Genomic DNA, 20781 nt, shown 5'->3' on the forward strand with positions numbered 1-20781 from the left:
TAGTAGTACCAGTATAGTCTAGTTTGAAAGAATACTTTCAAATCATTTCGATTTTTTGCACCAGAACCAAGAGAAACACACACCATCCGTTTTAGTAGATTATGAAACGGATTTAGAACAATATGACCGCAAACTCTATCCAACATTAGAGAGGAGCTCATTCTCACTATGATACATAGAAATCTACAAGAAGCTTGTAAAGTATTCCATTTGAGTTCTATTTTAGAGCATTATGATGATGTTGTATTTGAAAATAAAGAACAATTCTTAAAGGATATTTTAAACTTAGAAATTGAAGCTCGACAAAGTAAGAAAGTATCAACTTTAATAAAAAAAGCAAAGTTTAGAGAGCTAAAGTGGTTAAAAGATTATGAATGGGGTGAACAAATTCATTTACCTTCTACGACAAGCAAAGAACATATTAGTGAGTTGCGATTTTGTGAAGGAAAACAGAACCTTTTATTACTTGGATCTCCTGGAACTGGTAAAACACATTTAGCAAGAGCGTTAGGTTTAAAGGCCTGTGAACAAGGATATCAAGTGAAGTTTTTCCGAGTAGCGGATTTAGTAGGTATATTAGAAGAAGCTTTAAAACAGGGGAATTTAACTCGTATAAAAAAACAAATTGAATCATGTGATCTATTAATTTTAGATGAACTAGGTTATGTACCGTTTCAAAAACCAGGAGCGGAGCTCCTATTCCATATTATTGCCGACTGTTATGAACAAAAAAGTGTGATAGTTACTTCTAATTTAGAATTTGGTCAATGGAATCGAGTGTTTGGTGATAATCGATTGACTTCGGCATTGGTGGACCGTTTGGTCCATCATGCCCACATTATTGCATTTACAGGAGAAAGCTATCGTTTACGCAATGCGTTGTCTTCTGGAAATACTAAAATTACCATTTAAAAAATCGAGCTGCTAGCCTCTGCACTTTTCGCTGCAACTCTCTGTATTTTCCGCTTGCACAAAACACTCAGGGCTAAGTACAGTACCTGTAACTGCGTGAAGCCTGCTACATAATCTGACTAAAGGATCACTGGCCACTTTTTGGCTGATCCAAATACAAATGGTAGCTAAATCTGATCCTGAAAACTTGCGCTTTCGCTCTATAAACTTCATCTCTCTTGTGAGTTCTTCCAAAAATTCAGGTGTGGTATAGCGCTGTAATTCTTCCGCAAATGGTTGTAACTCCTCTTGAATCGAGAAATTCATAAAAAACGTCACCCTTTCTCATTTATATTATGTAAGAAAGAATAACGTTTTTTTGTACTTGGGGGGTAGTAAAAAGCCTTAAGTTGATGGGCATGTATCGTGAGGCCTGTTAGGCGATGCTGGTTCTACCCCTCATACTGATCACACACCTTTATAGAGTAATACTATCAGTATGTCCAAGGTTTTGAGATTACTTGCAATTAACCTAATTTTTTTGCACCAGAACCAAATGATTCATGCTATTTATAAACAAAAGAGAAGTCATATTCCAGACTTCTCTTTTTCGACGTACAAGGGAGGATGACGATGTTGTCATAGCCCAAAACGAATTCTATCTTACTATTCACAATTCAAAATTCCTTCGGTATTCGTACAAGTATCTGTACCAGGTCCAGCATCCCCTTGATCAAAACCATTCCCACCATCAACCGTATCATTATTTCCATTTAGCGTAGGTGTTATATTTACATTACCATTCTTAACATCACCATAAATCCTATCATCTCCACTTCCACCATTAATTGTATCACGCAAAGCATTAATAGTAGTTAGATTTCCATTCAAAGTTTCAAAATCACCATACATAATGTCTTCACCAGGACCCCCATCTAACGTATTTTGACCATCATTCACTAATACGGTACCTATAAGAGTAGTAGTAAATGTCTTCGTCCAGCCATACATGGTATCATTTCCTTCCCCGCCATTTAGAATATCATTACTAGATCCTAGGTCCGTAACAGCTGTAGTAACATTAAAATTCATCACACCCCCACTAATAATATCATCACCGGAACCGCCATCTATATAATCATTACCAGCCGCAGCGCCTACAGCAAGAAGCGTATTAAAATTATAAAAATCCCCCATCAATATGTCATTCCCACTTTCACCAAAAATACGATCGTTTCCACCTAGAAAGATACCAGTAGCATTTTCAAATTCCCCATAAATTGTATCATTTCCGTTTCCACCACAGATAATATCATCTCCTTCTAACCCAGAGATACGATCGTTCCCATCTAATCCTACAATCACATCAGTTCCACTTGTTCCTTGAATTACATCATCACCTGCTGTTCCAATAATCGTAGCGGTTTTACCATCACATGTTGGTACAGATTGAGCATAAGACGGCAATGAAAAAGTAAATAACGCAATGAATGGTAATATACTCCATACAACTAAACAAATCATTTTAACTGTTTTCAATTGTCTATTCCTCCTTTATATAAAAACATTATTAGTCTATTTAAGCTTGCTATCATTAATTACTGTTCTGGTTCAAAAAACTAATGTTTATGACGGAAATTTCCGAATTTTAAACATGCTAGATAAGTCAAAATGGATGTTTTAACAGGCGGTTACAACACTTGTATGATCTTACTTTAATAATGGTCCATCACTAAGCTATTCATGCAGTGTGTTAAAATATCTAACTGGGCCCCCTATAAAAGATGTGTGATTCGTATAGAGAAAAAAAGACGTTTAAGTAGAAACATTATCGACCAGCTATCACGTTGTTAACTATATGGTTGATACCTACGATGTAATATAATCTTTCGTGATTTAGGTCTGGATAACGTATACGATTCTTTTTTGATAGATGATTTCTACTTCAGTATTTTTCGGGGATATTCCTTCTTTATTTATGATTTAATGATTGATTATTTAACCATTCCATTAGAGTCATTTTACCATCAAATACTTCATTGTTATATACGTAAATCCATGACCAATGTCCATCATATTCGTATGGTGTGCCATCTTCTTTTTTGTACAAACCTGACGTGTCAACAACGTTGTCAAATAAGGACAAGTGCACATTTTTTGCGCCAGCATTTATCAGACGATTATATGTCGGAATGACAAAATCCTGAACCGGTATAGCTGTATCTGTTTTAGCGGCAACAAACCAAATCGGAATATCTTTCATGCGCTGGATATCTCCATTAGAAATCAGTCGATCACTTAACGCTTCACATGTTGGAAAGGCAGCTGCAAAAGATTTAGGGAACTTTCGGATTATATTCATTGTCATGTAACCGCCGGCAGAATTCCCACCAATATAAATTCGGTTAGGATCAATATCTTTATGTAGAGCAAGATAATCTTGAATCAAATTCATAAGAGGTTTTTCATATTTGGAAGTCCCATCACCGCCCCTTGTAACCCCATCCATCCAGTAGGTTGGGGTTTGCGGGACTAAAACATACGCACTATCGAAATAAGATTGTATATGACTGGATGCAAAGTTGGCCGCTTTATTTGCAGCAAGTGGAACTGTGGGATCTGTTCCCCCTTCCCCTCCACCATGTAACCAAATAATTAAAGGATTTTTCTTATAATCTGTAGCGGGTTTAAAATCTGCATATGTTAACGTAACATCATCATAAGTAGCTTTCCCTGTTGAAAATTTATCTACTAAATCTATGGATCCACCTGCATAGGTATCAATAAGTAGTCCTGATATTTTCCCACCTGGTGTCACAATATCTTTTTGTTGCGTAATTCTATACTTACTATGAATCCAGTCCTTTGAAAATGATTGCTCATCAAAATGCATTGGTGATCCTAAAGATAGAGACGGACCAATTTCCATTTCTAACACGACATGGCTTCCTCTTTTATCAGCAGGATTCCCTTTCTTGTCCGCGACATAAGCGCTTGTCACTTTCCGGTACCCTTTCTCCAACAGAGGATCTGCTAAGCGATTGTCACTTCTAGTCACATGTACTTTAAACGTATCTGTTGTAACAGATTTAGCAGGAACCATTTTACCTACATTGACAATCACCTTTGTTATCACTGCGCCCCAATCCTTTATTTCTGTAATAGTTTGATAGGAGGGCGACTTCGTCTTCATTTCTTCAGCCAATGCTCCCGTACAGAATGAAAAAATTGTTCCAGTTACTACCATACATAATAAAGCCATTGTAATTATTTTTTTCACTCTCTTTATCATAAAGTGATTACCTCCCAGTTTTTTTAAGATTCTTTCATTATTTTTGAAGTTAGAATGTTTTTATCCGATTCTAAGAATCGACGAGGGCAATATATTGGTTTGTATTGATGTGTTCCCGTTCGGTTTCCGATTGTCGTATCATCCATTGAAATACCAGGTAAAAGGAAAATAAATATGTTTAAAATTTTTGATACATGGATCACGTTCTTTTATTTTGTAATTTCAAATACATACCTATCGACCGTTCCTAGGCATCCCTTGGTTTGAATGATATATGTTCCCGGTTGTGTGAAATGGATTTGTTTTCGGTTTAACTGGATATATTGGGGATTACCCTGAATAATTGTGATTACTTCACTACTTAACGTGTACGGCAGATTTACTGTCATTGTGTTTTGTATCACATGTCCTTCCATTTGCACTTGTTCCGTTCCTACTTTTTGATGTCTTGCCTCTGCAGTAGAATGGGGCGTTGCTATCATAAAACTACAACAAGCGAGAATACTAGAAATCACGATGGGTTTCTTTTTTCTCAATTTCATCTTTGAAAATCCCTCCAATAAATGATTGTGTGTGACATATACCACCATACAATAATGGATTAGTAGTGACTAGCTTTCATACGTTGAGAAATTTTAAAAATTATACGGTTCCGTTGCAAAGTGTGAAAAAAGCATAAACGGGTGGAGAAATAAGAGGGAATAATTATGCAGTAGCTATTAATTTTTGTAGTTCATTGTATACGGAAAAGGCGAAATCCAATTCTTCAAAAAAGCTTTGCAGTCTTTTCATGCTTCAAAACCTCGTGCAATCACAGTTGATAAAAACCCTGCTTATCCAATTGCTGTCACAACGTTGAAGAAAGAGAAACATCTGCCGTTAGGCATTTAAATCAGGCAGATAGAATATCTAAATAACATCGTAGAGCAGGACCATCGTTTCATAAAAACGTATACGATCCATGTTAGGACTTAACTTTTCGTATAGCTACATGTATTCTTGCGGGAGTAGAAGCCATGCATATGATAAAAAAAGAACAGATTGATTTACGGGATCAGTCTGTTCAAAATCAAAAACAATTCATTCATCAATTATTTGGATTAACAGCGTAAAGAACGATTCCGATAGGAACCCCCATTGCTCTTTGAAATGTATCCTTTATTTGCACCAGAACCAATAAAAGTGAGTTGTTTTTTGGCGGAGAAGGGGCTAGTACTGAAAAGAATTGAGAAAGCCAAAGTCCAGTGATTAAGTTTAATTACTGGACTTTGGCTTTCTGTAGTGTATTTACATTAACGTAAATGTTATATACTTGCTGTCAATGCAGAAATGAATTGGACGAAAAAGTATTAAGTGAATTGAGACGATTCTGTTGCACAGTTTTTGGAGCTGAGCTAGACTGTAGAAAAAATGAGATGAGGAGCATAACATATGGGATATTTTAAAGGAAAACAATTCGAGAGAGACATTATCTTGATAGCCGTCGGCTATTATTGTCGTTTTTCTTTAAGCTATCGTGATGTTCCTGAAATCTTGAAAGAACGTGGCATATCCGTTCACCCTACGACGATCATGCGTTGGGTTCATGAATATGGCAATTTGATTTATCAAATCTGGAAAAAGAAAAACAAAACGACACACCTTGTTTGGCATTTAGATGAGACTTACATCAAAGTTAAAGGGGAGTGGCGCTATCTGTATCGTGCAATTGATGGAGATGGGCATACTTTGGATATTCAACTTCGTAGAACTCGTGATCATCAAGCGGTTTATATGTTTATGCAGCGACTCGTCAAAGCTTTTGGAGAACCATCGGTTCTTACGACAGACAAGGCTCCGGCTTTACTTTGTGCATTCAAAAAATTGAAGAAAGACGATTATTATACACATACCAAACACTGTACCATCAAATATCATAATAATCTTATTGAACAAGATCATCGACATGTAAAACGACGCTTTGCCAAATCTTCTGGATTCCAAAGTATCCGTCATGCTTCTCGTACTATAAAGGGGATTGAAACGATTCAGGCTATATATAAACAGAGACGAAGTCTTGAATTAGACTCCGTTTTTTCGGCGTACGATGCACTACAAAAATTAGTAGCGGTTGCTTAAACTCAAACGCCACTTTATAATCCGTTCTTTATTTTTTTAAATTTTGCACCAGAACCAAATATAATCATTTTCCATCTCGACCCTTTTGTTAAAGTAGCAATCGAGATTTATATGGAAAAAAGACAATCGAGTTTCTTCGTATTATATAAGGATTGTAATTGGAACTTTAGCTCATACCTAGTATTCCCAATCATCTTTTGCAAAATTTGACGAAGACGCGATGATTGTCAAGGATATTTGTATGACAGAATGAGCTTGCTATGACATATATAAATGGCATTGATAGAAACTCCTCTTTTTAAACAAATGTTTGATTCGTCATGATTTGTACAAAGTCTGGAGAGATTCGCTAGATAACGACCAAATTTTGCATATTTAAAATAATAGTCGATTTTGGATGTATGAATCGTTCGTACACAGCTGATATAATCATTTTTAGTGTATTATTCTACTATTTGTCTCCCTTCATTATGAATAGATGAGTTGTGTTTCATCAGTTCGTTCTTTTGAAATAAATTTGATATGATAGAGGTATGAAATGCTAAGAAGAGAGGCCTCGGAATGAATAATTGCATCAATTTACGTATTGATTTTGCTTTTAAGCAATTATTTGGAACCCAAGGAAATGAAGACAGCAATTAATGGGATTTTTGAATGCAGTCTTGCGTAAAACGTTATCGTCCCCTATTATGAGTTAGACAAAAGAAGTGGCTATCACTTGAATAAGGAGAATGAATATATGCGTTTACGAAATGGGCGTTTGGAGCTTTTACATCAAATAAACAATGCATTGAGCGCACATTAACAATATAGAATGGAGCGAATGGATACGAATGAAGACGACTTATACAGATGAAATTATAAGGTTATCAAGTTTTTGTAATCTACGACTTTTTTGATGAATATTTAAATTTATTTGGTCACGGTGAAGAACAAGCTGAAGATTCGAATTAAATTATCTTTATAATTATATTTATAAACAAAGGTGGTTACGACAATGAAATCTATCTCACAAAACGTTCTAGATACGCTTGTAGTCGGTATTTATGAAGATGTTCAAATGCTTTTCATAATGATGATAGACTATGAAGAAGAAATTGACATGATTACAAAAGAAGAACTTATAACTGCACATGAAAATTTAAAAGAAGTTATTTTATTTTGCCAATCACATTCGCAAGGGATGGATGTTCTTCTTATGGAAGAGATCCTGGTAGGAATCAACCATCGTATTTCAGAAATATTGGGAAAAAAATTCACTATAGAAAATCCAAATGCCATTTATGGTGAAAAATTACGTTTACCTGAAGGAGTAACGGTGCGTAGAAAATTAGAAGAATCCAGTTTTCACTATATATTTGACCATGAAACCTTTGGAGAAATCGGGAAAATAGTATTTCAAAAAGAAAACGGGTACATACTATATTTCGATACTTATTTAAGTGAACATGTTGTAGAAAATAGTCCCCCAGCACTCATGCTAAAAGAAATCGGAAATATATTACAAAAAGAGATTTTGCGTTTACGCTAAATCTTTGTATCTGTCTAAAATCTATGAGGGGTAGAAACAGCATCTTCGAGCGAAATATATTTTTGAATTTTATGAATATAACTCTTTGATTAATGATGCTGGTTATCCTTTTAAATAGCCATTCTTTTATCCATATCTAAATGAAATTCACCATATGGGCTAGCTGTTCTACTCCGCAGAATAATTTCCATTAAAAGTAAAATAAAATTGCATATTTTGAAGCATACGGTATTTTATCAAAAGTCATTCAATTTTTTGCTGTTTATAAACATAAGTTATGACATCGAGCGAAACCCTGTAATTCCTGCATATAAAATTTAGGTTCAAAACTTTAAGAGTTATGAACCTTTTTGTAAAAAAGCAAACAATTATGTTAATGATAAACCCATATTTTTTACTATAACTGGAAACCACCTTGCGGACTACAGCAGCTACCCTGTCACTAAGCCTTCTAGACGAATATGTACTTGCTGACAAAAAGACTTGGATTTGTATCCAAGTCTTTTTTTATAGTTACGTGTCATTCGTATCAGAATGAGGATATTTTCATTTCTTCTTCAAAAAGTGCTGTTTTTAACTTGTACCAATGATTTTATTGTACTGTTCTTGGATGGTTTGTAGTTGTAGACTTAACTCTTTTGCAAGTGATGCCATCGTAGGCTCTTGTTCCAAAATCAGCAACAAGTTCAACATTTCTAAAAGGATTTGATGAACCTTATATACTTCTTTTGTATCCGCATAGTCAGAAGTAGAATGAAGTAGAAGTATAGACTCCATTATACTCATTTTTAGATCGATTTCTTGTAGTAATGGTTTAGAATCCCCAAATAGCGATTGGTTAAACATACAAACACTCTCCCTTACTGTATTCTGCGAGAAGAAGATGATTACCCAATAACTTCCTCATGCGCAAGCTGAAAAATGAATGAAAAAGAGTGATGCTTTTTTTGTATTCTATACCAATTACCGTACGTACACAATAATATGCAAGACATTTGTATATTATGATATAAAAATTATTTTCATTTGAAAAAAAGCCAAATGTATATACAGCTTGAATTTCTTCATTGAATTTGTTCTGTTTTGGTTTTTACCTGAAATATTCTTTTATTTGATATAACTTCGGTTAACTGAAGTTATATCAAAGTTTTTTACGTAGCAAGGTTAACTTTAAAGGGGATTTGAATGGGGAGGAATGCAGTTGAAAATGAACAACAGCAGATCGATGATCTGATTATCATGATATATTTTAGTTTTGATCATGTTGATACAACCAATCTATATGGAACGAATGGTTTGGTTCTGGTGCAAATAAAGGATACATTCCCAAGAAATAATGACAATTCCTACTGGAATCATTCTTTACGCTGTTAATCCAAATAATTGATGAATAAATTTCTTTTGATTGCGAACAGACTGATCCTGTAAATCAACCTGTTCTTTTTTTATCATATGCATGGCTTCTACTCCTGCAAGAATACATGTGGCTGTGCCAAAAGATTTAAATCCTAACATAGAACGTACACGTTTTTTAATGAAACGATGGTCTTGTTCCACTACGTTATTTAGGGGTAGAACCACACATCCATCAACTTAAGGATTTAGACTATTCTTAAACTTAAAAGCATGTTACTATTCTCTTATGTTAATGAGAAAGGGTGACGTGCTTTTTATGAATATGCATCAAAAACAAGAGCTGTCTTGTAACTACTCAGCTTCTTCAAATAAAAAAACAGGCCAAATACATGTTTCCGATTCGAAAACATGAAAAGAAAATACTCCAATCAGAGAAAGAATCTATGCCAAATAGAGAAATTCTCTTATGAAGTCGTGTTATTCCAAGGAACCGTTCTAGTTTCTATGACTTGGTTTATCGCTTGTAAGACCGATTGTTTTTGTTTTTTCATGGTACTCATAAAGCTTCGTATCTGACAAAAAGATTCTGCGCCTTTCTTACTTCGGAAAGTCCCAGACACTTTCTGTTTTACTTTCGTCATCCGAATATCCCGTTCTGCTTGATTGTTATCAAATGGAATGGCTGGATGTTCTAAAAACCCTAGAATTCTGTCAGAATACTTGACGAAGCGATTCCATAAATTTTGAGAAGGCGTCTGCTTTCCTTTCTTCTTTTGTTTCGTGGAAAGAATCTGTTGTTCTTTCAATATGGATTGATACATAATAAACAGATTCTTTTGCGTCGCTTTTGGCATGGTACCTTCGGATTGCTTTTTCATCGTCAACGCTTGCGTTAGAAATTTCTGCATCTGTTGTGCCCATTGTTCTCCAGTACTATCTATAATTCCTTGTAAATCTCGTAAGAGATGGGCATTACATAAAACGTGACGACAATCTGTATACGCATCATACGATTTCCAACCATCATGCATCGCAATTCCAGAAAAAGATGGCAAGATTTCTCCAGCATCCATTGCTTCTTTTCCACGTTTTTGATGAATATGTTGCAATGTCACCTCCGGTGTACTGGCAGTATGTAACCATTGTGTTTTGTTTTCTACACGCATACCAGTTTCATCAAAATGGACAACAGGAGACTGCAGAATCTTTTCCTTTACTTCTTTTATGAATGGCTGCAATTGAGAAGCGAAAGCCTGTGTATGATTTACCAGGGTTCCTTCGCTTATAGAATGTCCAAAACAATCCTGAAAGAATTCTTTTGTTCGCTTCAAAGAAATGCATTGATAATGCGTTAAATAGGGAATCAGTCTTTTTATATTTGGACCATATTGAACAGGACGAGATACTGTCGAAGGAAATTGGGCTTCTTGGATAGAATGGCAATGTGGGCATTCTTTCTGTTCTACTTTATGTTCTGTCACTTCGATCTGAATAGGTGGTAAGTCATACACTTGGCGAATGCGATACCCTTTTACAGGCTCGTGGTTCAAGGAAGTATGACAACAAGTACAATATGTAGGAGAATGTGTAATCGTATGATCTGGAGTCGCTGTCAAACCAAGAGTATGTCCCTTGTGGCCCAACTGGCCACCCGTTTGACGATGAGACGGTTTGCGCAAACTTTTTGTAACGGGCTTACCCAAACCATCTGTAGAAGGTGGCTTATGACTATTTTTGGAGTTTTTTTTTGAAGCATTTTCTAGTTCTTGTATACGTTTTTCTAACTTAGAAAATGTTTCTTCAAATAAAGAAATAACAGCTTCAGGTCCTTTTTTATATGTATCTAAAATAATTTTTCGTAACTACTCAGCTTAGTTAGGAAAAAGGGCATACCAAATACATGTTTTCCATTCGAAAACATGAAAAAGAAAATACTTCAATAAGAAAAAGAATCTAGATCAAATAGAGAAATTCTCTTATAAAGTCATGCGATTCCAAGGAATCGTTCCGGTTTCTATAACCTGGCCTATCGCTTGTAAGACAGATTGTTTTTGTTTTTTCATGGTACTCATAAAGCTTCGTATCTGACAAAAAGATTCTGCGCCTTTTTTACTTCGGAAAGTTCCAGACACTTTCTGTTTTACTTTCGTCATTCGGATATCCCGTTCCGCTTGATTGTTATCAAATGGAATGTCTGGATGTTCTAAGAATGCTAAAATTCTGTCAGCATATTTGACGAAGCGATTCCATAAATTTTGAGCAGGCGTCTGCTTTCTTTTCTTTTTTAATTCTGCAGAAAAGACTGGTTGTTCTTTCAATATGGATTGATAAACGATAAATAGATTCTGTTGCTCCGATTTTGGCAGACTTCCTTTGTATTGCTTTTTCAGCGTGAAAGCCTGCGTTAGAAATTTCTGCATCTGTTGTGCCCATTTTTGTCCGGTACTATCTATAATTCCTTGCAAATCTCGCAAGAGATGGGCATTACATAATACATGACGACAATCTGTATACGCATCATACGATTTCCAACCATCATGCATTGCAATTCCAGAAAAAGACGGTAAAATTTCTCCCGCATTCATTGCTTCCTTTCCGCGTTTTTGATGAATATGTTGCAATGTCACCTCCGGTGTACTAGCAGTATGTAACCATTGTGTTTTATTTTCTACTCGCATACCGGTTTCATCAAAATGGACAACAGGAGACTGAAGAATCTTGTCTTTTACTTCTTGGAGAAAGGGCTGTAATTGAGCCGAAAAACTGTTTGTATGATTTATCAAAGTTCCTTCACTAATCGAATGTCCAAAACAATCTTGAAAGAATTCTTTTGTGCGTTTCAAAGAAAGACACTGATAATGTGTTAAATAAGGAACCAGTCTTTTTATATTTGGACCATATTGGACAGGACGAGAGACGGTAGAAGGAAACAGGGCTCCTTGGATGGCATGGCAATGTGGGCATTCTTTTTGTGACACTTTATGTTCCGTCACTTCTATCTGGATAGGTGGTAAATCATACACTTGGCGAATGCGGTATCCTTTTACAGGTTCTTGGTGTAAGGACGTGTTACAACAAGTACAATATGTAGGAGAATACGTAATTGTATGGTCTGGAGTCGCTGTCAAACCAAGAGTATGTCCTTTGTGGCCCAACTGGCCACCAGTTTGACGATGAGACGATTTGCGTAAACTTTTTGTAACAGGCTTACGCAAACCATCTGTAGAAGGTGGTTTATGACTATTTGTAGAGTTTTTTTTTGAAGCATTTTCTAGTTCGAGTATCCGTTTTTCTAACTTAGAAAATGTTTCTTCAAATAAAGAAATAACAGCTTCAGGTCCTTTTTTATATGCATCTAAAATGATTTTTCGATCGACCATCCTATTCACCTCCCTGTTTGATATACTCAGTATTTACAAATAGGAGGCATATGAAACTAGTAAAATTTAAAAAAACACCAAAAGGTAGCTGAGTAGTTACAATTTTTCGATCGACCATAAGATTCACCTCCCCTGTTTGATATACTCAGTATTTACAAATGGGAGGCATATGAAACTAGTAAAATTTAAAAAAGACACCGAAAGGTGGCTGAGTAGTTACAATTATTTTAAACGTATTCGTATCATGGATGCCACCATGGTGGGTGTTTTTGCCCATCCCCTCGAAAAGGGGGAATAGCAAAAAAATAGTGGCAAAACCCTTATAAATAAAGGATTTCAATTTCTTTTTAAAATAAATATGTCAAAACATATACAGTTTAATTGACATATTTCAGATATTATTAAGTTGTATTTTTGAAATGAAAAATACAAGGTTTTTAGCTATGTCAAAAAGTCTAACTTTTTGACATGATGTATAAATTTCTAATGAGTTAAGCTAGGTCACCCATTTCGGGGATTTGGGCAAAAACACCCATGTATCAGATTTAAAAAAAGCACTCAAAGATTGTAAACAGCCAGAAAATATATATGAGAATTGCTCTTGTAATAGCGGAAAAAAGTATAAATTTTGTTGCATGAACAAAGAAATAGAATTAAATATATGAAAAAAGATACCCCTATTTTTTTCGGCTTGGGGGTATCTCTTTTTCCTTAGCTTGATGGCGATGTTGCCATACCCCCATCCTGTTGCGATACGTGAACTAAAAGAAGAAAAGTGTGTATTACACAGTACGCCACTTCGTGTGAAAAAATATTTAAACAATATCATTGAACAAGACCATAGGCATGTAAAGCGACGTTTTGCTGAATCCGCAGGGTTTCAAAGTATTCGTCATGCCTCACGTACAATAAAAGGGATTGAGGCTCTTCATGCCCTTTACAAACGAAGACGAAGTCTTTCACAAGACTTCGCCTTTTCGTCATACCAAGAAGTACAACAATTAATGATGATTGCTTAAATTCTATCTTTACTATATCGACCTAGTTATACTTTTTTAACTTTGCAACAGAACCATTCTCATGCATAATAAAATCTTTTTTTCGTTATTTTAATAATTGAGCACGTTTCTCAGGGTTTTGATAGTCGGTTAAAGACATTTGAACTTTTGGTTTATTTGGATCACTTGGTATAAATTCAATTTTCGCATCAGATTTAAACCCTAATTTTCCTGTGAAGGTAGAAGTAATTGGTTGCTTTAAAATGACTCTTTTATTTACATTATCTAATTCTATATAATTTGGTAAGCCCCTATAAGCTGGATTTGTAAGCGCTTGTTTAAATACATCATAGATATCTACTTTTTCTTTTCCATTTTGCGTATAATCATAAGGACCGGTCCCTGGACCATATTCGGTAGCTTTACGGAAATTTGTCTCAGCTTCTATAGTACCTGTAATATAGCCTGTATTCTCCGTTGTTCCAGAAAATTCAACCCGTTGTACTTTCCCTATATAGTGTGTCGTTCCATGTGGTGCCGCTACGATAGTCTGAGAAGGTATTGTAATTTGTTCTGTATGGCTGGTTGTATTCGAGCTTGTATGATTATAAGAGAATTCAGTAGACACTTTTTCCGTTGTAGAGCCACCGGCCCCTCCTACACCTGGGATACTTACGTTTGCATTGAATGTATGATCTAATTCTACACCTAATTTTGCTCCTTCTGAATTGGAATACGTAAAGGAATCTGTATTGGTAATCGTTTTAGACGGTGTGATATGTGTTTGGTTTAAATCTGTGACATTTTCATACGTTGCTTCTTGCATATCGTCCGCTGTTGTTATATCTTTTGTTTCTGTAGCAGTGACATCTTTAAAGTTTTCTAAAGAAAATACCATATTAATTATAGCTGGATTGGTGGTGTGAAATGGATTGTATATTTTTCCAGTACCATTAGGTTGAATAATCGCGGGTATACTTGTCATTGCATACTTCAAATCCTGTTCAAATGTTGCCCTATCAATAGCTTTTGTTCCTTGTTCGTTTTGTGTTTCTGCCGCAAAGGTAGAAACGGGTGCTGCTAGCATGGGTGTACTTAACATACATGCTAATGGAAAGATAGCCAATACTTTATAATATTTTTTCTTCATACATATAAGCCCCCTTTGTGAAATGTTTTTTCTGAATCTACCTTGATTATAACAAGGTAAGGGGACGGCGAAGAATACGAAAATAACCTTTGAGAAAGTTTGTTTAAACGCTTTCATTTTTACAAGGATTCGACTTACATATATAGGATACAGGATTCTGTTGCAAAGTTTGGTTCTGCATAACTTCTGTAATTTTTTGTATGTCAAAAAAGAGAAATCTGAAATATCTTCTCTTTTGTTTGTATATAGCATAGATGGTTTGGTTCTGTTGCAAAGTTTTTTAAATGAGGCTACACTCTAGAAAAAAGAAGCAAGAAGGATCACACATGAAATATTTTAAAAGAAAACCATTCGAAAAAGATATTCTTTTGATAACCATCGGCTACTACTGTTGTTTTTTTTTCAGCTATCGTGATGTTTCTGAAGTTTTAAAAGAACGTGGAATCTGGGTGTTTTTGCCCAAATCCCCGAAATGGGTGACCTAGCTTAACTCATTAGAAATTTATACATCATGTCAAAAAGTTACACTTTATGATATGGCTAAAAATCTTGTATTTCCCATTTCAAAAATACAACTTAATAATATTTGAAACACGTCAATTAAACTGTATATGTTTTGACATATTTATTTTAAAAAGAAATTGAAATCCTTTATTTATAAGGGTTTTGCCACTATTTTTTTGCTATTCCCCCTTTTCGAGGGGATGGGTAAAGAAACCCTATATGCAAGTTACGGATGGTACAGAGGTGAATATACAAGGGTTTCATACTCATATGGAAACTTTAAAAAGTATAGTAGACACACTGGCATTGTCACCTTTTTACGATTTTTTATTTGATGAAGAGAAGCAGACAGCAACGCTAAGATATGAGATTCATGTAAAGAAGAAAAATGGGAATCGTGGTGTCGTAGAAATCATAGCGATTTTGGAATTAAAAGATGGGAAAATTTTACGTTGTAATGAACTAACTCGTTCCTTACAATCTGATGATGAATTTAATACCATTGGAAAAATTAATATAAAAAAATAACACCTAAGTTTGCATGCATCATATGTTGCGAAGCCAAAACCTAAGCTCAGGTTTTGGCTTCGTTTGGCTAGCATACGGCTTATGTTCATCGTATTGAAACAAATTTACTTCCTTCCATACATATTAGCATGTATCCTCACACAATTGATCCCATTTCCATTCTGCATTCTTTGCTCTCACATTTTCCTCCCCAGACAAATGCTTTCCTAACTGGTATACTTCTTTCCCCCATTTACAATTTGCAATGCAATGTGGGGTATGACAACCAAAAGGAAAATATGGGGCCATATACGAATATTTTCCAATTAAAAAGGGATGTGGAAAATAAAAACGTCTCTACATCCCTTTTTGTTAAATTTTCATTAGGTAAAACTATTGAATTTGATCTTGTATATCCATTTTTAAATATAAAAATGGATAAATTGTGAAATCCCCTCATGTTATGCTCTTGCTTTGTTTCCAAATGTTAATAGATGCCAAATTTTCTCGATAGGACCTTGTTTAAATTTCTGCAACCAAATAAAACTAAAAATAATTAGCATAGTAAATATAATGCAGGAGAGTATCAAGCTTTGTACTAGTGTGTAGCCAGATGTCCAACCTAACAATAAAGGAAGAAGTTTAAGAAGCAATGCATGCCCAATATAAGTCGTTAATGAAATCCGTCCTACATAACTGAGCGGTTTATAAATATACAAAGAATGGTCTTTATTATATAAAAGAATGATGGAAGACAAATAAAATATTGATAAGGGGTAAGCCGTTATATAACATAGTCCTTGAAAAGAAATATTATGCTCTATATCTGGGTTTATATAAATAGTCCATAGACCTCCTAAAATTAGAGGTAAGCTGAGAAAACATGACATCTTCTGAATTTTTTTGATCATGACCGTTTGTTGTGATAATTGCTGAAAAAGATTAATTTTCCCTACATATAGTCCTAATAGCATCATACTAAAAATTACAGATAGATAAGTGACAGCGTAACAAATTATTTGAACAGAAATATTAAAACTTTTGGAGGAGGGGCCTCCCAATACCATAGCTCCCATTACTAATAGTATATTACATGTTATGATTAATCCCGCAATGCGTAGAATCATTCTAGACATTAGTCTAAAGAAAAGAAGTAAGCTAAATCCGAATAAACTATAGATGATTAAAATAGGAGTTATCTGAGGGCAAATCAGTATCGATATAATCCCTATAGGAAGCAGCGTAATTAATCGCCTTGAAAAAAGATGATAACTATGCAATCCACGTTGTTGCGCGCGTAAAAAAAAGAAATAAGATCCAACGCCAAATAAAAATGAAAAAATAGAAACGAACTTAAAATGAATAAACATGTTATTAAAAATATCCAAGTAAAAATCCATAGAATACATCGGGATTTCTTGTTTTTTTGACAAACCAGCGGCGTGTATAATTAACATTCCAATCAAAGCAAAGCCACGAAGAATATCAAGAGATATAATACGAGTAGAAATATTATTTTTAGTATGCAAATTTCTGTTGTCCTTTCCAGATGTTTGGGTATTTGTAGTAGAACATTCGTTGCTACATTTTGAATTATAGCAATACAAAATTAAAAAAACAAAACAAGTTATGGGTTCGCAAAGGCCATTAAAAATGTTGCAATTCACAAATGTTTTTTCCACTCCTTGAAAAAAAGTATTGGTATAAAGGATTCCATATTAGTTGTGGATGTATTTAAATCTTAGTCTTTTTCGTTCTGTATGTCACAAAAACGACAATTTTCTGTACACAAAAGAAGTAACTTTCTGTTATTTGAAACATGCTTGTATACTTATAGAGCAAAGAAAAAATTGAGAAGATATCATTCATCAGGAGGAATTATATTGCCACTACTCTTTATCTTGCTATTTTTTATCGTAAATGTTCTTATTTATTTCAAATCATCTCGATGGAGAAAACAACAACATCTTTACATTCAGCCCTTCACATTCCTTATCGATTATTATATTTTTATTATTCCTATTACTGTACTCATACTTGGCTTAGCTCTTCCAGGTATCTTTATTAGTGGCAACCATGCTTTAGATACAATGATGACAAATATATTTATAATTGAATTGTGTTTGTTTGGTTTACCCGCGCTCTTATTATGGAATTTTTATATGGTGTATCCGAATCTACAATTTCTTTGTTCTTTATATGACAAAAAAAAATTAAATTACGAAGTTTTAAAAAGAAGTACCCTATGCTTAGAAGTCATTCTATGTTGTATCCTTATTCCATCGATTCACTACATAGGCATCATCTTTTTAGTTGGAATGACCCTTATTTTAGAATATAAAATTTCACATTTCCAATGAAATGAAGATAAAAAAACTTTTGTAACTACTCAGCTTCTTCAAATAAAAAAACAGGCCAAATACATGTTTCCGATTCGAAAACATGAAAAGAAAATACTCCAATCAGAGAAAGAATCTATGCCAAATAGAGAAATTCTCTTATGAAGTCGTGTTATTCCAAGGAACCGTTCTAGTTTCTATGACTTGGTTTATCGCTTGTAAGACCGATTGTTTTTGTTTTTTCATGGTACTCATAAAGCTTCGTATCTGACAAAAAGATTCTGCGCCTTTCTTACTTCGGAAAGTCCCAGACACTTTCTGTTTTACTTTCGTCATCCGAATATCCCGTTCTGCTTGATTGTTATCAAATGGAATGGCTGGATGTTCTAAAAACGCTAGAATTCTGTCAGAATACTTGACGAAGCGATTCCATAAATTTTGAGAAGGCGTCTGCTTTCCTTTCTTCTTTTGTTTCGTGGAAAGAATCTGTTGTTCTTTCAATATGGATTGATACATAATAAACAGATTCTTTTGCGTCGCTTTTGGCATGGTACCTTCGGATTGCTTTTTCATCGTCAACGCTTGCGTTAGAAATTTCTGCATCTGTTGTGCCCATTGTTCTCCAGTACTATCTATAATTCCTTGTAAATCTCGTAAGAGATGGGCATTACATAAAACGTGACGACAATCTGTATACGCATCATACGATTTCCAACCATCATGCATCGCAATTCCAGAAAAAGATGGCAAGATTTCTCCAGCATCCATTGCTTCTTTTCCACGTTTTTGATGAATATGTTGCAATGTCACCTCCGGTGTACTGGCAGTATGTAACCATTGTGTTTTGTTTTCTACACGCATACCAGTTTCATCAAAATGGACAACAGGAGACTGCAGAATCTTTTCCTTTACTTCTTTTATGAATGGCTGCAATTGAGAAGCGAAAGCCTGTGTATGATTTACCAGGGTTCCTTCGCTTATAGAATGTCCAAAACAATCCTGAAAGAATTCTTTTGTTCGCTTCAAAGAAATGCATTGATAATGCGTTAAATAGGGAATCAGTCTTTTTATATTTGGACCATATTGAACAGGACGAGATACTGTCGAAGGAAATTGGGCTTCTTGGATAGAATGGCAATGTGGGCATTCTTTCTGTTCTACTTTATGTTCTGTCACTTCGATCTGAATAGGTGGTAAGTCATACACTTGGCGAATGCGATACCCTTTTACAGGCTCGTGGTTCAAGGAAGTATGACAACAAGTACAATATGTAGGAGAATGTGTAATCGTATGATCTGGAGTCGCTGTCAAACCAAGAGTATGTCCCTTGTGGCCCAACTGGCCACCCGTTTGACGATGAGACGGTTTGCGCAAACTTTTTGTAACGGGCTTACCCAAACCATCTGTAGAAGGTGGCTTATGACTATTTTTGGAGTTTTTTTTTGAAGCATTTTCTAGTTCTTGTATACGTTTTTCTAACTTAGAAAATGTTTCTTCAAATAAAGAAATAACAGCTTCAGGTCCTTTTTTATATGTATCTAAAATAATTTTTCGATCGACCATAAGATTCACCTCCCCTGTTTGATATACTCAGTATTTACAAATGGGAGGCATATGAAACTAGTAAAATTTAAAAAAGACACCGAAAGGTGGCTGAGTAGTTACGATATGTTTTAAAAATAACACTGATTTTTCATTAAATCGTTTATTTAAGCCCTCCGGTCTAAGTACAGTACCTGTAACTGCATGAAGCCTACTACATAATCGGACTAAAGAATCACTGGCCACCCTTTGGCTAATCCAAATACAAATGGTAGCTAAATCTGCCCCTGAAAATTTGCGTTTTCTTTTTACAAATTTCATCTCTCTTGCTAGTTCTTCCAAAAAATCAGGTGTGATATAGCGCTGTAATTCTTCTGCAAATGGTTGTAACTCCTCTTGAAGCAAGAGATTCATAAAAAACGTCACCCTTTCTCATAGATTATTAAGAAAGAATAACGTTTTTTTGTACTTTGGGGTAGTAAAAAGCCTTAAGTTGATGGGCATGGCCTCACCATACCATTTCGGGAAAATTGTACGTTTGGACACAATTTGGACACATTTTACCGATTCCGTATTTACGTAGGGAATCGGTAATGGGTGTTAGTATCTATTTCTTGTATATTTTGGAGGGAAAAATATACACATGTATTTTTGAAATTGGATGAGACGTATTTCAATTGATAAAGAACATCCTCCCTTACATATATTCAACTGCGCAAAAAATACGCTCCTTCCATAAAGAAAGAAGCGTATGGTATTTCTTACATCATGAGTGTTCCTTGTAGATCTTAGAGAGTATTATTGTACACCTAAGTTTATTTTTGCTTTTTCTGGAATGTTATCTTTTTTTACTTCTTCCCACGTTTTTACGCCCTTATCTTTATCGTAATACACTTTTAAAAAAGCATCTTTTTTAAGTTTTCTCTCTGCATCAAATACCATTTCTTTTTCTGTACCTTTCTCATTAAATCCCTGTAACCTATACTCGTAACGGTGATTATCTTGTAATTGTCCATCTGTTGTAATTTGTACGTAATAAGAATCTGTTCCCCATTTTTTAATACTGTGACATCCAACCGAAAATACACTTAACATGAGTACAAAACCGAGAACTGTTATATATTTTTTCATGAAATGCCTCCAAATATTTAAAATTGTATGGTTAGGATAGTT

General features: G+C 34.8%; 16 protein-coding genes and 8 pseudogenes. 11 read left to right on the forward strand and 13 right to left on the reverse strand.

The window, feature by feature from the left end:
* Positions 1-168 precede the first annotated feature (168 nt).
* Positions 169-912, forward strand: coding sequence for an IS21-like element helper ATPase IstB (istB, locus tag AC3WVZ_RS31795; protein ID WP_176116684.1), 744 nt, complete (start codon positions 169-171; stop codon positions 910-912).
* 36 nt (positions 913-948) lie between these two features.
* On the opposite strand, the pseudogene AC3WVZ_RS31800 reads toward istB, so the two are convergent.
* A pseudogene (locus AC3WVZ_RS31800) lies at positions 949-1218 on the reverse strand (IS4 family transposase); the annotation flags it as partial.
* Positions 1219-1444: 226 nt separating this feature from the next.
* Between AC3WVZ_RS31800 and AC3WVZ_RS31805 the strand changes: the two are divergent.
* A pseudogene (locus tag AC3WVZ_RS31805) lies at positions 1445-1522 on the forward strand (IS6 family transposase); the annotation flags it as partial.
* Positions 1523-1557: 35 nt separating this feature from the next.
* Here AC3WVZ_RS31805 and AC3WVZ_RS31810 read toward each other — a convergent pair.
* The 3 genes from AC3WVZ_RS31810 to AC3WVZ_RS31820 form a co-directional block, all read right to left on the reverse strand.
* Positions 1558-2430 (reverse strand): calcium-binding protein, encoded by an 873-nt coding sequence (locus AC3WVZ_RS31810; RefSeq protein WP_078187746.1) that lies wholly within the window; start codon positions 2428-2430, stop codon positions 1558-1560.
* Positions 2431-2863: 433 nt separating this feature from the next.
* Positions 2864-4183: a prolyl oligopeptidase family serine peptidase gene (locus AC3WVZ_RS31815; protein ID WP_233936960.1), complete on the reverse strand. Its 1320-nt coding sequence runs from the start codon at positions 4181-4183 to the stop codon at positions 2864-2866.
* Between the two features lie 209 nt (positions 4184-4392).
* The gene (locus AC3WVZ_RS31820; RefSeq protein WP_078187749.1) at positions 4393-4725 is read right to left on the reverse strand and encodes a hypothetical protein; all 333 of its coding nucleotides are present in this window, start codon (positions 4723-4725) and stop codon (positions 4393-4395) included.
* Between the two features lie 220 nt (positions 4726-4945).
* Between AC3WVZ_RS31820 and AC3WVZ_RS31825 the strand changes: the two are divergent.
* From AC3WVZ_RS31825 to AC3WVZ_RS31840, 4 genes and pseudogenes are all read left to right on the forward strand, one after another.
* Positions 4946-5295: pseudogene (locus tag AC3WVZ_RS31825) on the forward strand (DDE-type integrase/transposase/recombinase); the annotation flags it as partial.
* Positions 5296-5614: 319 nt separating this feature from the next.
* A complete protein-coding gene (locus AC3WVZ_RS31830) occupies positions 5615-6301 on the forward strand; it encodes an IS6 family transposase (protein WP_233936962.1) in 687 nt (228 codons plus the stop codon).
* Between the two features lie 561 nt (positions 6302-6862).
* Positions 6863-6996, forward strand: a pseudogene (locus AC3WVZ_RS31835) (PD-(D/E)XK nuclease family transposase); the annotation flags it as partial.
* Positions 6997-7298: 302 nt separating this feature from the next.
* A complete protein-coding gene (locus tag AC3WVZ_RS31840; RefSeq protein ID WP_100910608.1) occupies positions 7299-7832 on the forward strand; it encodes a hypothetical protein in 534 nt (177 codons plus the stop codon).
* 573 nt (positions 7833-8405) lie between these two features.
* Here AC3WVZ_RS31840 and AC3WVZ_RS31845 read toward each other — a convergent pair.
* From AC3WVZ_RS31845 to tnpC (AC3WVZ_RS31860), 4 genes and pseudogenes are all read right to left on the reverse strand, one after another.
* Positions 8406-8678, reverse strand: coding sequence for a hypothetical protein (locus AC3WVZ_RS31845; protein ID WP_078188157.1), 273 nt, complete (start codon positions 8676-8678; stop codon positions 8406-8408).
* 516 nt (positions 8679-9194) lie between these two features.
* A pseudogene (locus tag AC3WVZ_RS31850) lies at positions 9195-9401 on the reverse strand (DDE-type integrase/transposase/recombinase); the annotation flags it as partial.
* Positions 9402-9652: 251 nt separating this feature from the next.
* Complete coding sequence (gene tnpC / locus AC3WVZ_RS31855) at positions 9653-11041, reverse strand: IS66 family transposase (RefSeq protein ID WP_233936965.1); 1389 nt, start codon at positions 11039-11041, stop codon at positions 9653-9655.
* 123 nt (positions 11042-11164) lie between these two features.
* Positions 11165-12568 carry an IS66 family transposase gene (gene tnpC, locus AC3WVZ_RS31860; protein WP_233935410.1) on the reverse strand — a complete coding sequence of 468 codons (1404 nt, stop codon included), beginning with the start codon at positions 12566-12568 and terminating at the stop codon, positions 11165-11167.
* Positions 12569-12737: 169 nt separating this feature from the next.
* On the opposite strand from tnpC (AC3WVZ_RS31860), the gene AC3WVZ_RS31865 reads away from it, so the two are divergent.
* The 3 genes and pseudogenes from AC3WVZ_RS31865 to AC3WVZ_RS31875 form a co-directional block, all read left to right on the forward strand.
* Positions 12738-12866, forward strand: a complete 129-nt coding sequence (locus tag AC3WVZ_RS31865; RefSeq protein ID WP_282082077.1) for a hypothetical protein — start codon at positions 12738-12740, stop codon at positions 12864-12866.
* A 220-nt stretch (positions 12867-13086) separates the two neighbouring features.
* Positions 13087-13233, forward strand: coding sequence for an SEC-C metal-binding domain-containing protein (locus AC3WVZ_RS31870; protein ID WP_139362551.1), 147 nt, complete (start codon positions 13087-13089; stop codon positions 13231-13233).
* Between the two features lie 138 nt (positions 13234-13371).
* Positions 13372-13587, forward strand: a pseudogene (locus AC3WVZ_RS31875) (DDE-type integrase/transposase/recombinase); the annotation flags it as partial.
* 85 nt (positions 13588-13672) lie between these two features.
* Here AC3WVZ_RS31875 and AC3WVZ_RS31880 read toward each other — a convergent pair.
* Positions 13673-14716: an ETX/MTX2 family pore-forming toxin gene (locus tag AC3WVZ_RS31880; RefSeq protein ID WP_176116697.1), complete on the reverse strand. Its 1044-nt coding sequence runs from the start codon at positions 14714-14716 to the stop codon at positions 13673-13675.
* A 326-nt stretch (positions 14717-15042) separates the two neighbouring features.
* Between AC3WVZ_RS31880 and AC3WVZ_RS31885 the strand changes: the two are divergent.
* Together AC3WVZ_RS31885 and AC3WVZ_RS31890 are read left to right on the forward strand one after the other, a co-directional pair.
* A pseudogene (locus AC3WVZ_RS31885) lies at positions 15043-15195 on the forward strand (IS6 family transposase); the annotation flags it as partial.
* Positions 15196-15439: 244 nt separating this feature from the next.
* Complete coding sequence (locus AC3WVZ_RS31890) at positions 15440-15748, forward strand: nuclear transport factor 2 family protein (RefSeq protein ID WP_233936923.1); 309 nt, start codon at positions 15440-15442, stop codon at positions 15746-15748.
* A gap of 440 nt (positions 15749-16188) precedes the next feature.
* Here the strand turns inward: AC3WVZ_RS31890 and AC3WVZ_RS31895 are convergent, their stop codons facing one another.
* From AC3WVZ_RS31895 to AC3WVZ_RS31910, 4 genes and pseudogenes are all read right to left on the reverse strand, one after another.
* On the reverse strand, positions 16189-17256 hold the full coding sequence (locus AC3WVZ_RS31895; RefSeq protein ID WP_078187961.1) for a DUF418 domain-containing protein: 1068 nt from the start codon (positions 17254-17256) through the stop codon (positions 16189-16191).
* 969 nt (positions 17257-18225) lie between these two features.
* Positions 18226-19629 (reverse strand): IS66 family transposase, encoded by a 1404-nt coding sequence (tnpC, locus tag AC3WVZ_RS31900; RefSeq protein ID WP_100910632.1) that lies wholly within the window; start codon positions 19627-19629, stop codon positions 18226-18228.
* 102 nt (positions 19630-19731) lie between these two features.
* Positions 19732-20022, reverse strand: a pseudogene (locus AC3WVZ_RS31905) (IS4 family transposase); the annotation flags it as partial.
* 384 nt (positions 20023-20406) lie between these two features.
* On the reverse strand, positions 20407-20739 hold the full coding sequence (locus tag AC3WVZ_RS31910) for a YxeA family protein (protein WP_078188051.1): 333 nt from the start codon (positions 20737-20739) through the stop codon (positions 20407-20409).
* Between the last annotated feature and the right edge of the window lie 42 nt (positions 20740-20781).

Source organism: Bacillus sp. CPT56D-587-MTF (assembly GCF_058792335.1).

Bases quoted from the DNA above. Each gene is read 5' to 3' on its own strand.
- AC3WVZ_RS31865 (WP_282082077.1), top strand. From the start codon at position 12,738: ATGAAACTAGTAAAATTTAAAAAAGACACCGAAAGGTGGCTGAGTAGT.
- istB (WP_176116684.1), top strand. From the start codon at position 169: ATGATACATAGAAATCTACAAGAAGCTTGTAAAGTATTCCATTTGAGT.
- AC3WVZ_RS31890 (WP_233936923.1), top strand. From the start codon at position 15,440: ATGCAAGTTACGGATGGTACAGAGGTGAATATACAAGGGTTTCATACT.
- AC3WVZ_RS31910 (WP_078188051.1), bottom strand. From the start codon at position 20,739: ATGAAAAAATATATAACAGTTCTCGGTTTTGTACTCATGTTAAGTGTA.
- AC3WVZ_RS31845 (WP_078188157.1), bottom strand. From the start codon at position 8,678: ATGTTTAACCAATCGCTATTTGGGGATTCTAAACCATTACTACAAGAA.
- AC3WVZ_RS31840 (WP_100910608.1), top strand. From the start codon at position 7,299: ATGAAATCTATCTCACAAAACGTTCTAGATACGCTTGTAGTCGGTATT.
- tnpC (WP_100910632.1), bottom strand. From the start codon at position 19,629: ATGGTCGATCGAAAAATTATTTTAGATACATATAAAAAAGGACCTGAA.
- AC3WVZ_RS31830 (WP_233936962.1), top strand. From the start codon at position 5,615: ATGGGATATTTTAAAGGAAAACAATTCGAGAGAGACATTATCTTGATA.
- AC3WVZ_RS31880 (WP_176116697.1), bottom strand. From the start codon at position 14,716: ATGAAGAAAAAATATTATAAAGTATTGGCTATCTTTCCATTAGCATGT.
- AC3WVZ_RS31815 (WP_233936960.1), bottom strand. From the start codon at position 4,183: ATGATAAAGAGAGTGAAAAAAATAATTACAATGGCTTTATTATGTATG.
- AC3WVZ_RS31820 (WP_078187749.1), bottom strand. From the start codon at position 4,725: ATGAAATTGAGAAAAAAGAAACCCATCGTGATTTCTAGTATTCTCGCT.
- tnpC (WP_233935410.1), bottom strand. From the start codon at position 12,568: ATGGTCGATCGAAAAATCATTTTAGATGCATATAAAAAAGGACCTGAA.